This is a genomic window from Paenibacillus sp. LHD-38, assembly GCF_031157315.1.
Classification (GTDB): domain Bacteria; phylum Bacillota; class Bacilli; order Paenibacillales; family Paenibacillaceae; genus Pristimantibacillus.
Genome location: NZ_JAVIFU010000018.1, coordinates 134,995 through 149,729, shown reverse-complemented (window position 1 = coordinate 149,729; position 14,735 = coordinate 134,995). Strand labels below are relative to the sequence as shown.

The 14,735-nt window shown below is 44.3% G+C and carries 15 protein-coding genes; 10 read left to right on the top strand and 5 right to left on the bottom strand.

Annotation, left to right across the window (positions count from 1 at the left end):
• The coding region (tnpA, locus tag RCO25_RS17260; RefSeq protein ID WP_308997377.1) for an IS200/IS605 family transposase at positions 1–314 on the bottom strand (314 nt) is incomplete at its 3' end.
• Positions 315–407: 93 nt separating this feature from the next.
• On the opposite strand from tnpA, the gene RCO25_RS17255 reads away from it, so the two are divergent.
• A complete protein-coding gene (locus tag RCO25_RS17255) occupies positions 408–617 on the top strand; it encodes an excalibur calcium-binding domain-containing protein (protein ID WP_374992124.1) in 210 nt (69 codons plus the stop codon).
• Between the two features lie 76 nt (positions 618–693).
• Here RCO25_RS17255 and RCO25_RS17250 read toward each other — a convergent pair whose 3' ends face one another.
• On the bottom strand, positions 694–1,131 hold the full coding sequence (locus tag RCO25_RS17250; RefSeq protein ID WP_308997376.1) for an Lrp/AsnC family transcriptional regulator: 438 nt from the start codon (positions 1,129–1,131) through the stop codon (positions 694–696).
• A 153-nt stretch (positions 1,132–1,284) separates the two neighbouring features.
• Here RCO25_RS17250 and RCO25_RS17245 point away from each other — a divergent pair, with 153 nt between their 5' ends.
• Both RCO25_RS17245 and RCO25_RS17240 read left to right on the top strand, forming a co-directional pair.
• Positions 1,285–1,932 carry a YitT family protein gene (locus tag RCO25_RS17245; RefSeq protein WP_308997375.1) on the top strand — a complete coding sequence of 216 codons (648 nt, stop codon included), beginning with the start codon at positions 1,285–1,287 and terminating at the stop codon, positions 1,930–1,932.
• 216 nt (positions 1,933–2,148) lie between these two features.
• Positions 2,149–3,120: an alpha/beta hydrolase gene (locus tag RCO25_RS17240; protein ID WP_308997374.1), complete on the top strand. Its 972-nt coding sequence runs from the start codon at positions 2,149–2,151 to the stop codon at positions 3,118–3,120.
• A gap of 181 nt (positions 3,121–3,301) precedes the next feature.
• Here RCO25_RS17240 and RCO25_RS17235 read toward each other — a convergent pair whose 3' ends face one another.
• From RCO25_RS17235 to RCO25_RS17225, 3 genes are all read right to left on the bottom strand, one after another.
• Positions 3,302–4,057: a YheC/YheD family protein gene (locus RCO25_RS17235; RefSeq protein ID WP_308997373.1), complete on the bottom strand. Its 756-nt coding sequence runs from the start codon at positions 4,055–4,057 to the stop codon at positions 3,302–3,304.
• Between the two features lie 326 nt (positions 4,058–4,383).
• Positions 4,384–6,507 carry a serine hydrolase domain-containing protein gene (locus RCO25_RS17230; protein WP_308997372.1) on the bottom strand — a complete coding sequence of 708 codons (2,124 nt, stop codon included), beginning with the start codon at positions 6,505–6,507 and terminating at the stop codon, positions 4,384–4,386.
• Positions 6,508–6,783: 276 nt separating this feature from the next.
• Positions 6,784–8,079 carry an ATP-binding protein gene (locus tag RCO25_RS17225; RefSeq protein ID WP_308997371.1) on the bottom strand — a complete coding sequence of 432 codons (1,296 nt, stop codon included), beginning with the start codon at positions 8,077–8,079 and terminating at the stop codon, positions 6,784–6,786.
• 393 nt (positions 8,080–8,472) lie between these two features.
• On the opposite strand from RCO25_RS17225, the gene RCO25_RS17220 reads away from it, so the two are divergent.
• From RCO25_RS17220 to RCO25_RS17190, 7 genes are all read left to right on the top strand, one after another.
• On the top strand, positions 8,473–9,105 hold the full coding sequence (locus RCO25_RS17220; RefSeq protein WP_308997387.1) for a substrate-binding domain-containing protein: 633 nt from the start codon (positions 8,473–8,475) through the stop codon (positions 9,103–9,105).
• A gap of 141 nt (positions 9,106–9,246) precedes the next feature.
• Entirely contained in the window at positions 9,247–9,693 is a 447-nt protein-coding gene (locus RCO25_RS17215; protein WP_308997370.1) for a hypothetical protein, read from the top strand.
• A 1-nt stretch (position 9,694) separates the two neighbouring features.
• On the top strand, positions 9,695–9,916 hold the full coding sequence (locus tag RCO25_RS17210) for a helix-turn-helix transcriptional regulator (protein WP_308997369.1): 222 nt from the start codon (positions 9,695–9,697) through the stop codon (positions 9,914–9,916).
• 185 nt (positions 9,917–10,101) lie between these two features.
• Positions 10,102–10,437 (top strand): ArsR/SmtB family transcription factor, encoded by a 336-nt coding sequence (locus RCO25_RS17205; RefSeq protein WP_308997368.1) that lies wholly within the window; start codon positions 10,102–10,104, stop codon positions 10,435–10,437.
• Positions 10,438–10,503: 66 nt separating this feature from the next.
• The gene (locus RCO25_RS17200; protein ID WP_308997367.1) at positions 10,504–11,034 is read left to right on the top strand and encodes an SRPBCC family protein; all 531 of its coding nucleotides are present in this window, start codon (positions 10,504–10,506) and stop codon (positions 11,032–11,034) included.
• A 212-nt stretch (positions 11,035–11,246) separates the two neighbouring features.
• A complete protein-coding gene (locus RCO25_RS17195) occupies positions 11,247–12,812 on the top strand; it encodes a class I adenylate-forming enzyme family protein (protein WP_308997366.1) in 1,566 nt (521 codons plus the stop codon).
• 272 nt (positions 12,813–13,084) lie between these two features.
• The gene (locus tag RCO25_RS17190) at positions 13,085–14,518 is read left to right on the top strand and encodes a sensor domain-containing diguanylate cyclase (protein ID WP_308997365.1); all 1,434 of its coding nucleotides are present in this window, start codon (positions 13,085–13,087) and stop codon (positions 14,516–14,518) included.
• Positions 14,519–14,735 lie beyond the last annotated feature (217 nt).

The following is a 14,735-nucleotide window of genomic DNA, read 5'->3' as shown; positions in this document are numbered from 1 at the left end:
AGTGATGGGAGCCGTGAAGTTAGTTGTCGGTATTCCCCTCTCAGAATGCGCGAAGTGAACCCTTTCAAGTGTTTAACTACACGGTGGATGCCGAACTGCGGGTCGCACTTGATGAGTAGTTGGACGTGATCAGGCATGATTTCCATTTCCACAATCTCAGCTCGAAGTTCTTCTGATTTAAGCTGGAACCGTTCTTTTAATCTTGCATCAATAGGAGGTATTAGAACTTTGCGTCTATATTTTGGGCAAAATACAACATGGTACTTACAGTCAAATATTACATTGTGATTACTTTCCACTACTCGCTGTGACATCGATTCACCCCAAGAAAATTATACCATAAAACAGTAGATCTAATGTCGGATGATTAAGGCAGCTTTAGCCGCCCTTCACCCGAAGCACCTTACATCCCCATAGCTAAAGCAAGGGGTTTTTCGGCGCTAAATTATAAAAACTGCACAGAATTAAACAAAGACTATTCAGGCGGCGTAGCACAATCCGCATCCGTTAAAAATAAGGGCGGAAAAACGAAATATAAACTATTTGTATCCAAAGCCTTGTACGATGCTAACAAGAAAAGCGACCGTGACAAAGACCTCATTGCATGTGAAAGATAGCATAGGTTACAAAAAAAGCCGCGCGGGCTTAGTCCTGCGCGGCTTTTTTGTACTTCTTGAGCTGGATAAATAAGATTTATTCCTTTGGAAGTATACTCCTATTCATCACTGGAGAAGAGAGTATAACCGATGTGTTGACATTGCCGAAAGGCATGAGCCGCTCCACGAGCTCGCTCAGCGCATCCATCCCCGTTACCGCCGCCTTCAAAATATAACTGACCGTTCCAGTTACGCGATGGCATTCCATGATTTCATCGTCATTCATAATACGCTTCTCAAATTCCGTGGGAGACACCTTCAGCTCGCTCATTTGAATAATCAACTGTATGTTTCTTCCGACCGCAGCCGGGGATACCCGAGCACCGAAACCGGTGATGACTCCTCTTTCTTGCAGACGAAGCAGACGCTCCGATATACTGGGACGACTTAAAGCTAATCGTTTGGACAGCTCGCTAACGGTCATGCGCCCATCCTCCTGCAGCAGCTGGAGCAGCGATCGATCCAATTGATCCATCGTCGCAGGCCCTCCTTCATATTGCAGATAAGAAGCAGTAATTTAATTCAATGTTACCTACACTCACATTAATTTTGTTCAGTTTATTATATATCCGATCGGTACCGTTTTGTATGCTTAAGCTAACAAACCTAAGCAGGCGGTGCATGCGATATGATACAGAAGTCAGGCAGCAAGATGAAGGAAAACATACGTAATTGGCTTCATATTGCAATAGGCTGCTTCGTGAATGCCAGTGGATTGATCATGCTGAAGCATTCTGAGATTGTTACTGGAGGTACAGCGGGACTCTCTTTAAGCTTATCGTCGCTGCTGCATGTCCAATTCCACTATATTTTCGCTTTGATCAATCTTCCGTTTTTTATCTTCTCCTACTTTTACATGGGCAGATCCTTTACGGCCAAAACCATTCTATCGATCGCGTTCCTCTCCTTATTTAGCGGTGCGGACGGTGCATTGCCTGCATTCTCAATTCCTCCGCTGATTGGGGCCATCGCCGGCGGGGCATTCATAGGGGCAGGACTTATCACCTTGTTTCGAAACGATGCTTCACTTGGCGGCGCAACGATTCTCGCGGTTTACCTGCACAAGAGATACGGCATTAATCCCGGTAAAACCAACTTTTCATTCGACCTCATGGTCGTCCTCACCAGCTTATCCGTATTCTCGCTTACGAGCGGGCTTTTCTCTGCATTATCCATAGCCGTTACATCGGGTATGTTATCCTTCTATAAGAGAAGAAAGACAAACGATGAGAAAACCAAAGATGATTCCCTCCCGAGCGTTACTACTTTGAGATGAGCACTGCTCAGATTATTGCCAATAAAGTACTCCATTCTCAAAAAAACGCGTCATCCGTACCGACCGCTGAGCTGCATGTGCCCCTTACAGCGTGACCAAACCAAAGGCGGGGTGTCCCCCCCTGCTTAAGGTGGTTTTACATTCCAATATATTCCTATACATTAGAAGGAAGTGCCGGAAGACTGTAACGATTCGCTTGAAGGGAGACGGAAGAGCTTGTGGAGACGTGTTCGAAAAATTGTGCTATGCCTGCTCGTCATACTTGTGGCGTTAGCAGGTATCGGTGCTGCATATCAATGGTATGGCTCTGTACAAGACAAAAAAACATACCAACCTGTCGGGAGACAATATGAAGTAGCTGGAAGCAAGATGCATCTCTATACGGAAGGGAAAGGGAACACGACGGTCGTATTCGCTTCAGGCTGGGGAACGGTCAATCCTTACGCCGATTTCTCCCCTCTGTATGAAGGTCTGAAGCAGCATGTGAAGATAGCCGTCTATGACCGGTTTGGTTACGGCTACAGCGATATGACGGACAGAAAGCGGGATATCGATACGATTACCGACGAAATTCATGAGCTGCTTCTTGTCTCCGGACAGAAACCTCCTTATGTGTTTGCAGCCCACTCTCTGGGTTCTCTGGAAGCCATTCGGTATGCGCAGCGGTTTCCCGAAGAAGTGAAGGGAATTCTGCTTATTGAAGGCGGGAGTCCGGAATATTACAGCACCAGCCCGGAGCTTACTTTGATTCCATGGATACACAGCGGACTCCGAACAACTGGCATATTAAGAACGTTGTATCATATAAACGGCTTCGCGGAATGGGCCGCCAACCAAAGCAACGGGGATAAACTGTTGACGGAGGAACAGAAGGAATTGAATCGCAAAGCCACGCTGCTTAAGGTTGGGAACCGCAATATGAGGGATGAAATACGACAAAGCCGAGAAAATGCCGAAACCGTGCTGGCGGGAGGGAAACCCCTAAACATCCCTCTTACCGTCTTAACTGCGGACGATTTCGGCAAGCTGTCCAAAGATCAAGCTTGGATGGACAGCGAAGCCGCACTTCCTTCATGGTCCATTTCCGGCAAGCAAATCATCGTGCAAGGCAGCTCCCATTACTTGCACAACTATCAGCCGGATATTGTAGTTGATGAACTGCTGCAACTGGCAGAACAGGAGCAGTGAATAAACAGAGCTAAGGAGATCACATCTCCTCTGCTCTGTTTTTCGATTGTTTAGCTGTTATTAGAAACTCAATCGTTCGAGCTGAATTACTCCTTTGCCAATGGTCCGAATCCGTCTTACTCCTATGGGGACGATGCTGATCAAGACAAAAAAAGCCGCCATTGGATAAGGCGGCTTTTATCTATTTTTTTCTGCCATATTGCTTGGCATAGGCCATAATGCTGCGATACATGCTTTTGTCTTTCATATGCTTCAGTGGATAGAACTGAGGTCTGGTATTCACCTCAAGAATCCAAGCGTTTCCTTTATTGTCTAAGGCTACGTCTAGCCCCAGCTCACGGAATCCGCTGCTATGTTTATCAAATATTTGACCAACGGATTTGCCTAGCTTCTTAAGATCTTTTTCCTTACGCTCGCTACTTGTCTTGCTAAAGCCTGCTTTAGACAGTGTTTTATTAAAATATCCTAAATCGCCGCCTTGATGGTAGTTTGTCGCGACTTTGCCCGGCATTCCTACTTTCGTGAAAATCGCAGTGCTCTTCCATACACCGTTGTTCGATTTTTGAACCATGACGCGGATGTCAAACGGCCTGCCATTCGCAGTAGCAAGCTGAATGCCCTTCTGCAGCAGATAGGAGCCCCCTTTGGCACGTTTCTTCAGCTGACCATAGAGAGCATCCAGCGTTGCGTATCGGTTTTTCTTTGCATTGTGTTGAACTTGATAGCCATTCCCCAGCTTCTTTATACGGTTAATATTAAAACCGCCTGTGCCGCCGGTAGGCTTGAAATAAACAGTAGAATAGCGAGAAAGCATGATGCTGAGATTGCTGCGGTTAAAGAGCAAGGTATAAGGTACATATTTTCGTATATTCGCGTTTTTAAGCAGCCACTTCGTTTTTACCCATTTGCTCTTAATCGATGTACTTCGATAACTCATAATGTCCAAATCCCCCCTTTCTCCTAGCATATGAGGGGCTATTAAAGTTTGCTCGTGCTCCTGTCTAGCATATAATCGAATGGTAGATAATAATCTTAGTTTCCCACTTTTTAGTTGAAGGAAAAATATCGAAAGCCTCAGAGATGAGGTGGGCCTATATCGAGTGCACCTCTTTTCTCCTGTTACCAGTCAATTCCCTCCTAACTCTCCCTCTGGTTTGTATTATAACCGATATATAGCCTGCGATTATCGCTTCCTTTACGGTTCGCGTAATCGCAGGCTATATTGTAATGCTTCATCCTATTCTTATTTTTCGTTGCGCAGCCTTATGAGGCTTTCGGTATAATGACCGAACTGGCGCTTCCCGGTGCACTCTGCGAGAGAGCTGCAACGATCTGATCCGTCGGCTGCGTAAGCAGCATGAATAGAATGGCCGCCAGCTCCTGTTGGTTCAACATTTTCCGTGATTGGTAATTAGCTGCACCGTTTGCATTCACTTGAACCTCAGGCCCATGGATGCCGAGAGCGACCAACATTTGAACGGCTGGAACCGCCCAGGCGTCTGTCTTACCTACTAGCTTCACATCCTTAAATAGCTCCGAAGGATACTGGGGGCTTAGCAAGCGCCATATCATCGCAGCAGCTTCTTGACGCGTAATGGCACGGTCCGGTACAAAGTTCCCGGAACCGCTCCCCTTCACCATCCCAAGCTCATAAGCGGCTTGAATAAAGGAAGCCGAAGGATGTCCTGCCAAGTCGCTGAAAGCAAGCTCAGTCGTATCGCTGCCTTTCAGATTGCTTGATTCCAAAAGAAATTGTACGTATTCTCCTCTTGTTACCTGCCGTTCCGGCTGGAACGCTTTGCTTGCGTCGTTCGCATAATAACCAAGCGACTGCAGCGTTAATATTTGCTCGGCATAAGCATGCTCATTAGTCACATCAGCAAATCCTGCTGGCGTTACCCCCTTGCTTGCATAGCCTAGCGGATTGAGATAAGGCTCCTTCATATAAAGAACGTTTCCGTTCTCATCCAGCTTGAACGCGGTAAATTGATTCGTCAGCTCATCGACGAACAAATTTGCATCCACTTGATGCAGCTTACGAGGTCCGATCACAGCGTCGGTAATCGTCAGATCCGCTTCTTCCGTCTTCAAGCCCGATACAATGCTTCTGACTCGAAGATCTGCATAGTAGCCGTTGAACTGTTCCAGTTCATCGCTTGATGATGCCTTGTAATCGGCAAGCTTCACAGGCGCCGAATATTGCTGGAAAAACGTCTGGATGAACTGCGGATAAAACAGATTGCGCAGCATGCCTTGTTGGTTATACGTCAAGAATACACCGGTATTCTGCTCAGGAATAAGAAATAAATAAGAACTGAAGTCTGGCAGATCGCCGCCCTTCGTAATGACTTTTGAACTGCTTCCGGCACCGGGAATTTGGAACGGCGCTTCAAAGCCGTAAGTCGTATCCGGCAAAAGCGGATGAATAGACGAGCGATATACTTCCATTTGTTCTACTGTGTTATTGGCAAGAATCCGGCTGGATTCAGCTGTGCCGCCATTAAGGAAGGCAACCATAAATTTGCCTACGTCCTCGGCAGTAGTAAGCATACCACCTTGCGGCATAATTGTCGGTGTGAGCGCGTAGGTCTCAACGCGTTGGCCTGCCGCATCGTATCCTGTAGCCAATTGCTCCTTCAGCTTGCCTTCAAGTTTGAAGCCGCTGTTGTTCATTCCGAGCGGTTTAAATATATTTTGGTCCATATACGTCTCAAATGACACTCCGCTTGCTTTCTCTACAACTAATCCAAGCAGCAAAGAGCCAAAATTGTCATACATATAGGAGCTGCCAGGCTTCCGGACAACTGGAGGCACATTGGCGCGGACATAGTCTTGAATGGAGACAGCTTTGTCGAAATCGTAGTGAAGATCTTCCTGGTTCGGATCACGAATTTCAAATCCCGTCGTGTGTGTCAGGAGATGCTCGATCGTGACGGGGGTATTGAAAGGATTATCAATCTTAAGATCCGGCGCGTACTTCAAAAAATCGTCCTTTAGGTTAACCTTGCCCTGCTCGATAAGCTTCATAGCCGCTACGGCCGTAAAGGACTTCGAAACCGAAGCGATCCGGAAAACGGTAGAAGCAGGGTCTACTGCATCCTTCGTATCCTTGTCCGCAACGCCATACCCTTTCTGCGCAATAACCTTGCCGTCTTTCACAACAACGACGGATGCGCCTACATAATGAGGTTTAGCGGCTTCCGAGGCAAAGAACTCATCGAGGAAGTCGGCTGCGTTTTTCGCATTAAGCTCCACAGCTTGCCCTCCGCCACTGGTTTCCGGCGCTGCCGCATAGACGGTTGAGGTCATTAAACATACGGTCAATAAGGCTACAGCAAATGATTTGGCCCATAATGCGGTTCTAGCAACGTACAAAAGTCTTTTCATTTTCACACTGCCTCTCCCAAATTTTAGGTAACAAACCATTATTACGCATCCATTAATTAGGAGGTTTCATTTTTAACCTGCATCGACCTTACACCTCATACAAATAGACTCCTTCCATCAAATAAAAGTTTCCTGTATCTTCCACTTTTTTATTATAGAGGAAGTCCAGCAATGCAAAAAAAAGAGGAAGACATGATGTCTCCCTCTCATTGCTATGTATCTCGTTCTCCTGCCTGCTAAATCACTGCGGACCTAATTCGGACCGGGCTTCAAGGGTTATTCATTAGGCAGAATGATATCGACGGTCGTCCCTTGATTAACTTTACTTTTTATTGACATACTTCCCCTGTGTCCTTCTATTATTTTATTCGTTACCATTAATCCGAGCCCCGTTCCAGTCTCTTTCGTTGAATGAAACGGTTCGCCCAGCTTAGGCAGCTGCTCCTCAGGAATACCGATCCCTTGATCAATAAAGCGGATTAATATTTGATCAGGTTGAATATTATTTTTGACTTGAATACGGACTATTCCTCCATTATGCATCGCTTCTAGAGCATTTTTAAGGATATTAATAAAAACCTGCTTCAGCTGATTTTCATCACACATGATTAAGGGAATATCACAATCATATTCGGTAATGATTTGTACATTGATCAGATTTGCCTGTGCGCCAAGCAGCATTACGATATTACTAAGGATACTTTCCAGATTTTTTTCTTCCAGAGAGCGGACAACCTGTGGATTTGAAACGATCATAAATTCATTGACAATAAAATTGATTCGTTCGATCTCAGCCTGCATAATCTCAAAATAGTTTTCATAACCAAGATTTTTTGAATTTAATAATTGCAAAAACCCTTTTAAAGAAGTTAATGGGTTTCGAATTTCATGAGCAACTCCCGCTGCCAATTGCCCAACCACAGAAAGTTTTTCAGACTTCCTGATCATTTCCTCTGTTCGCTTTCGCTCGGTTATGTCTCTCATCACATTTTGAATCACGGGCTTACCCATAAATTCTTCAATACAGATGCATGATGTTTCGACGTCTATAATTTCTCCATCCAAGCGGATAATCTTCTGCTCTACGCATTCCGAACGTTCTTCTGTCGGTATAATAGACTGACTTCGCTCGGTCTCCATCTCATGATAGTCGGGATGTAAAAAATCAAATACCGGTTTTCCTACTACTTCCTCAATCCCGGTTGCCCCAACCACTTTCAAAGCAGCATCATTCGCATAGATCAAAATACCGTCACTATGGATCGTTATTGGCTCTGGTGAAAGCTTGATGATTTTCCGATATCTTGACTCGCTGTCCCGAAGCATTTCTTCTATTTGATTCCGCTTAAAATTATTAATCTGCATAAGCACATACAGCAACCAAGCCATGATAAGGACAAAGAAAAGGCCTTTTAACGTTTGTATTCTAGTTATGGTTTCTGCATCATTGAAAAATATAGCTAATACATTGTCTGTCATTACAATCCACAGACTCGTAATAAGTGCATAAATGAATACTATTTTTAAAATGTTACGTTTTCCATTGGACTTTTCTTGTCTGCTTGAGCCCATAAAAAATCCCCTTCTTTTCCCTATAAGTTGCTTCGAGCCTTAGGAGTAATACTCTGAAAAAGCCTTAAAAAACGGTTACAATCAGCATATGTTGAGTGTTTTTTAAAGGGATTTATATTTAGTATATTTTTACAGAAAAAGTCCTAACTGAAAAATAATATCCTTCTTTACTTATACAGCGGAAAATATTTTCTTAATATGACCGAGTATAAGACAATTTATTTTCCTAGTCAATGCTAATTCGGATAATTTCCAACGATCACGCTAGGATTTAATATAAGGTTAACAATGAACGCACACAGCACGAGTTTAATGATAGCCGGCAACCGCCTTTTAGCTGATATACCCTTTATAAACAAAGCAGTCAGCGGCATTTTCGTTTGCAAATAATTAATATCCTGTATTAAAAATGTATTCCATTTATATGGATATGACGTTTTAATTACGCAAACAGACGGTACAATCGAAAGTGAGCTTCACCATTTGAATCTATTCAATAAACTTCGAACTCATGGCATTATTTTCGCAGGAACGCCTCTACATAATAAACATACCAACATGATTGCTGGCACACCGTGTATAGCAATCGGTCAAATCTCAAAAATCCCTTCCATACCTTCTGTTCATATAGATAACATAACGGCTGCATATGAAGCTGTAACCTCCCTGATCCAGAATGGCCACCGCAATATTGCGATGATTCGCGGATCAGGCACATCAGCCGTCGGCGGAGAACGTTTTGCAGGTTATTTGCAGGCCTTAACGGATACCGGGATATCGATGCGCAAAGATTGGGTCGTGGAGAGTGAGCTTTCCGTTGAGGAGGGTATGAGGGCGATGAGCAGCATTGCAGCAACCGGTTCGTTGCCTACCGCTGTATTTTGTTCAACTGATCTCATGGCTCTGGGAGCGATGAATTACTTACTCGACAATGGCCTTCGAGTTCCTGAGGACGTTTCCGTTTTCCGCTTTGACGGCAGCTACCTAGAAGTTGATCTTCGTTCATATTTGGCTCGCAACATTTAAACCGACTATCAACTTATCAAGGAAGCTAGAAAAAATTCGTTTTATCATGTAAGGAAAACTTTACATTATGTAATTAATAAGTTACATTACTTTCATGGTACTTTACTTAAAATAAAGATCGACTTACAGGAGGAGTAAAAATTGTCCTATCAAGAAAAAAAGAACATCGTATCTTTGATTGGCACCGTATTGATTTTCGGATTTTATGGCTTGTATGTATTTCAACAGCGCCTGAATGGGGGCTTGGATTCAAACGATTCACTCAGCTTCTGGGGGGCCGTCATTCTAATCTTGATCCCGGTGTCCATCGCAGCTAAGATCATCATCACGATCGTATTCAATATCATCTTCCGAATGACAACAAATGAAACCGAGCCTACCTTCTCCGATGAGTTAGACAAGTTGATCGATTTGAAAGCCACACGGAATTCACATTACGTGTTCATTCTTGGCTTCCTCCTTGCGATGGGATCGCTGGTCCTCGATGTGCAGCCCTTCTTAATGTTCCTTATCCTTATCTTCTCAGGCTTCGTGTCGGAACTGGTCGGAGTGACAACGCAGATTTATCTATATCGGAAAGGAGTCTAAGATGGGCAAAAGTCTTATCGGTAATAACGTACGCAAACTACGATTCAACCATGACGAGATGACCCAGCAGCAATTGGCTGACAAAGTAGGCGTAACCAGACAAACCATCGTAACCATCGAAAAAGGAAATTACTCCCCCTCGCTGGAATTGGCTTTTCGGATTGCTCGCGTCTTCAACTCCCCTTTAGAAGAAGTGTTCTTTATGGAAGATGGAAATTCATGAAATGGTTTGTAAAAAATACCCCTCTGAAGCAGCAATTATTCACAAAAAAGGCCAGAGTCCTCCGACGTGGAATTCTGGCCTTTTTTATACTTACACTTGGGATACAGCTATTTCATTTCTGTCCCGGACAAACATGAATTCAATATTCCTTGACAGGAATATTCCTTATCAGGTATATTAAACTCATGAAATTAACCTTACTAGCTCTCGCCGAGCCCCACCGATTACAAATTGTCGAACTCTTACGTGAATGCCCTCTTACTGTTGGAGAAATCGTCAATCGACTCGGGCTCAACCAGCCGCAAGTTTCCAAACATCTTCGAGTACTTGGTGATGCCGGACTCGTCGAGATGTATCCCATCGCCAACCGGCGGGTTTACAAGCTGCGTCCTCAGCCGCTTCAGGAGCTGGACACATGGCTAGGTTCCTTTCGTCGTATGTGGGGAAATCCGTTCGATCATCTGGAAGCTTATATGCAAGAACTACAGGGGAAGACTAATACCACTGTCTACAACGATTAACGATCGAACCATCGAAAAACAAATGTGGACCTAATGAATACTACAATCAAATTTGGAGGAATCGACATGACGGAAAGCCAAGCAGCAAACACCAATCCTACGAACACAGAGGAAGGAAAGTTGGTGATCACTCGTACTTTCAACGCGCCGCGTGAGCTAGTGTTTAAAGTATGGACGGAGTCCGAGCACTTGAAGCACTGGTGGGGACCTACGGGGATGTCACTTGAAGTAATAAAGCTTGATCTGCGCCCAGGCGGTATGTTTCACTATGGCATGCGCTCCCCTGATGGCCATGAAATGTGGGGCAAGTTCGTTTATCAAGAAATTGTTGCACCTGAAAAAATCATCTTCCTCAACTCCTTCTCCGATGCTGAGGGTAATACGATAAGTCCCCCATTCAGCTCTGAATTTCCGCTTGAAGTGATGAATATCGTAACGTTCGCCGAACATGAAGGCCAAACCACCCTCACTCTCCGGGGAGGCCCACACAATGCAACAGCCGAGGAGCATGCATTCTACAAAGGTATGTTTGATTCCATGCAGCAAGGCTTCGGCGGCACCTTTGACCAGCTCGATGCCTACTTAGCGAAAATTTAAGGATCTAATGCTGCCTCGCAAAGACTGCTTATATAATCAGGGCCGTGATAGTCACCTCAATGGTGGCATTCACGGCCCTTTTCTTTCTTTTATAACAAAAATAATATTCAGCTATAAGAAATGTCTATTTGCTACAGTGAATTCACAATGATACCTTTATTACACAGTAAACTCATAGGGTTTAGTGAATATTTTATAGGAAGGTGAGCTGTTTGCTGCTTTCAGAGATACTGCCCAAAGTTACTCGGATGCACCCGTCTAATTATGCGATGAAACATAAAACCAAAACCCTAACTTATTATCAACTGTTACAGCAAGTGAACAAAGTCGCCCAAGGCTTAAGCAAGCTTTCCATTAAACCCGGTGATCGCCTTGCACTTCTAGGTCATCCATCCCCGGACCTCGCTATTGCGGAGTGCGCCGCAGTTGCTATAGGCGCAATTCCAGTAGCGATAAATCCTAGTCTGGCCATCAAAGAAATTAAACAAATTCTTCAAGATGCCGCCCCTATTGCAGTTGTTTATGACTCTGATCATATGGATATTTTTAAATGTACTTCCTCGTTAAATATTATTCACACCATTCCTTGCAAGACAGCAGGCACCTCCCCATCAATAGACAATTATATCTCAAGCCTCTCCCCACTAACCGAATGGCATGAAGCAGACCCCGATGATATTGCCCTAGTTATCTATACCGGTGGTACAACCGGCCGTCCTAAGGGGGTCATGCATTCCCATCGCAGCATCAGTTATTGGTCCTTCATGCATGCCAATAAAGGCGGAGGGCATAATCCTTCTAAAAAATCCATCGTTCCAAATCAGGCTCATTTAACCGGTCAATTCATATTATGGACTACATTATTTGAAGGCGGCTGCCTCATCTATCCGGAATCCTATCCTTTGCAGGCCGAAGAGGTTGTTAATCTAATTGAACGTGAACAAATCAAGTTTTTAGGTACTGTAGGACTTCTGTTCAGAGACATCGTTAATTTAGAAAACATTAAGTCCCGACGTATTCAATGCGTTGAAGGGATCTCTTGTGGAGGGTCTCCCATCAACGAAAAAACTTTTCACAAAGCACGAGAGATTTTTCCGAACGCTCAGCTTACAGAAGTCTATGCTCAGACCGAGAGTGGTCAATTCATCAGTTCCTTATCGGTAAGCCGATGCTTCATCGAGGGGAAGTTAAATCGGCTTTTATCCGTAGGGAACCCGTACAATATGGTCCAGTGGGGTCAACTGCCGTTTGAAGTGCGTATAGTCAATGACTCTGGTGATGATATCGAGCAAGGCGACATAGGTGAAATCATTTGCAAAGGCAAACAAATGATGCTCGGTTACTGGAACAATCCTGAAGAGACGGATAAAGCCATACGTAATGGATGGCTCTATACAGGCGACCTCGGAAAATACGATGAAGATGGCTACTTATATCTCTTGGACAGAAAGAAAGACATGATCATTGTGAATGGTTCGAATGTTTACTGTGCTGAAGTGGAAGAAGTGTTAAGTAAACATCCATCCATTCTTGATGTTGCCGTAGTAGGAGTGCCATTACTGGATGAGGGCGAAGAAGTCATTGCAGTGATAACCCTGAATGAGGAAACCATACTCACGCTGGAAGAGCTGAAGCAATTTTGCCGCCAGGAGATAGCCGAATATAAGATTCCCACTCATTTGGAGATCGTCGAGACTCTTGCTTGTACAGCTGTAGGAAAGCTTAACAAAGCGGCTATTAGAAATCAATTACGTCTTAGAAAAACATTGGCTAATTAATGCCCGGAGCTTTATTGTATCATCTACTAAGCCAGCAGCCCCTCGTTATAGGAGGGCTACTGGTTTTTGTATTTTCAGCGCAGAAGGCTGAAAACAATTTTCATAGCATCTCAAGAGGTTAGCTGTTGCTTGCAGAACATCTCCTCCTTCCACTCACCGTAAATAGGATAATAGTAGCAATTATTGAATGATTATCCCATGTGTTTGAGAGGTATGTGTAGAATAACGTCGAATTGTAACGAAAGCCAATTTTTAAAAAGAGGAGTTTTACCATGCCTGTACTACGCGAGATTAAAAGAAGTCAAAGGAATAAAATCGGTCTAGCCACACTTCTATCGGGATTGGTCATACTTTCCGTCGTGCTCACTTTGACGCTCTTACTCATTGCGTCCTATCAATCAAAAAAACAGGCATTATACGACACGACACTCACCTTGAATTTCACAAACGCTGCAAAGATGAGTCAAACCATGGACTCCTTATTTAAATCGATGCGGAGCAGCCTTCAATATACAGCCGGTGTTTTATCAAGTAATCCCACTACGAACGAAGAGGAGATGTATAAAAACCTCGAGCTCATGCGTCTTAGCAGCAACTACTTTAACTCCGTCTTCGTAGTGGATGAAACGGGACTCGTCCGCAACAGGTCTCCTTATTCCGAAGGCGCTGTCGGGAGCCGCATTTCAACAGAAGCTGCCAAAGAAGCACTGGCTTCGAGAAAGCCCTACTTGTCCCATTCGTATACAACCTCCAAGAGCAATCGCCTCATTGTATTTATGAGTGAGCCGTTATTTGAGAAAAACGGGACATACCGCGGAATTGTCGGGGGCACCATTTTTTTGCAGGAGAACAACATCATGAATATGATTTTCGGGAGCAATAACGTCGATGATGCCGGCTCCTCCTTTTATGTGGTAGGGTCAGACGGTCATCTGTTATACCATCCCGACAAAACCCGGTTAGGCGAGGATATTAGCGCTAATACAGTCGTTCAGAAGCTTGTTCAAGGCAAGAGCGGGAAGGAACAGATGATCAACTTGAACGGTGTCCCCTTCCTCGCAGGATATTCCAGCGTTCCGGAGAACGGTTGGGGAATAGTGGTTTATTCTCCGATCGGTGCTATCCATGAACAATTGAATGATCATATCCAAACCTTACTCTTGTACTCACTCCTTCCGTTCATCTTATTATTGCTTTCCGCAATATGGCTTGCTCGTAGATTGGCACGCCCTTTCGTATCACTTGCGAACCTCGTTAGCAAAATCGGGAGAGAAGAAGTCCGTCTTCCGGAAACCAAGAACCATTGGAACAGGGAGGCTGATTTAATTACAAAAGCGATAACGGTTGCATTAACGGATATAAGAAAACATACGGAGCAATTAACCCGCGATGCCATGACAGATCCATTAACAGGGTTAACGAACCGAAGAACGCTTGAATCCATTATGAATAAATGGATAGCCGAACAAGTCTCTTATTCCATTATTGTTATGGATATCGACCGATTCAAAAGAATTAACGACACGTACGGTCATCAAACCGGGGATGAAGTGTTGAAGCTTCTCGCCAAAATCATTACTTTATCCGTTCGACCCGGTGATGTAAGCTGCCGTTATGGTGGAGAAGAATTCGTCGTGCTTCTCGCCTTAGCCACAGCAGGAAGAAACCGGACGATGGTTACGGATATAACGGATCAAAGCGAATAACTCATGCAAAGAATGCCGGTTGCCACTCGGAAGAGCAGGCTGCCGGCATTTGTTAAGTCTGTACAAAGGAGATATTTTATTTCTGGGTGAGGTTCATAAAGCGACGAAGCAACTAAGACTGCCAAGTTTACATTCCAGACAGCTTTTGTAACGCCCATTGACATGAATTAATGAATTAGTGTACTATCTCACTAATACAATAATTCATGGTTAGCAT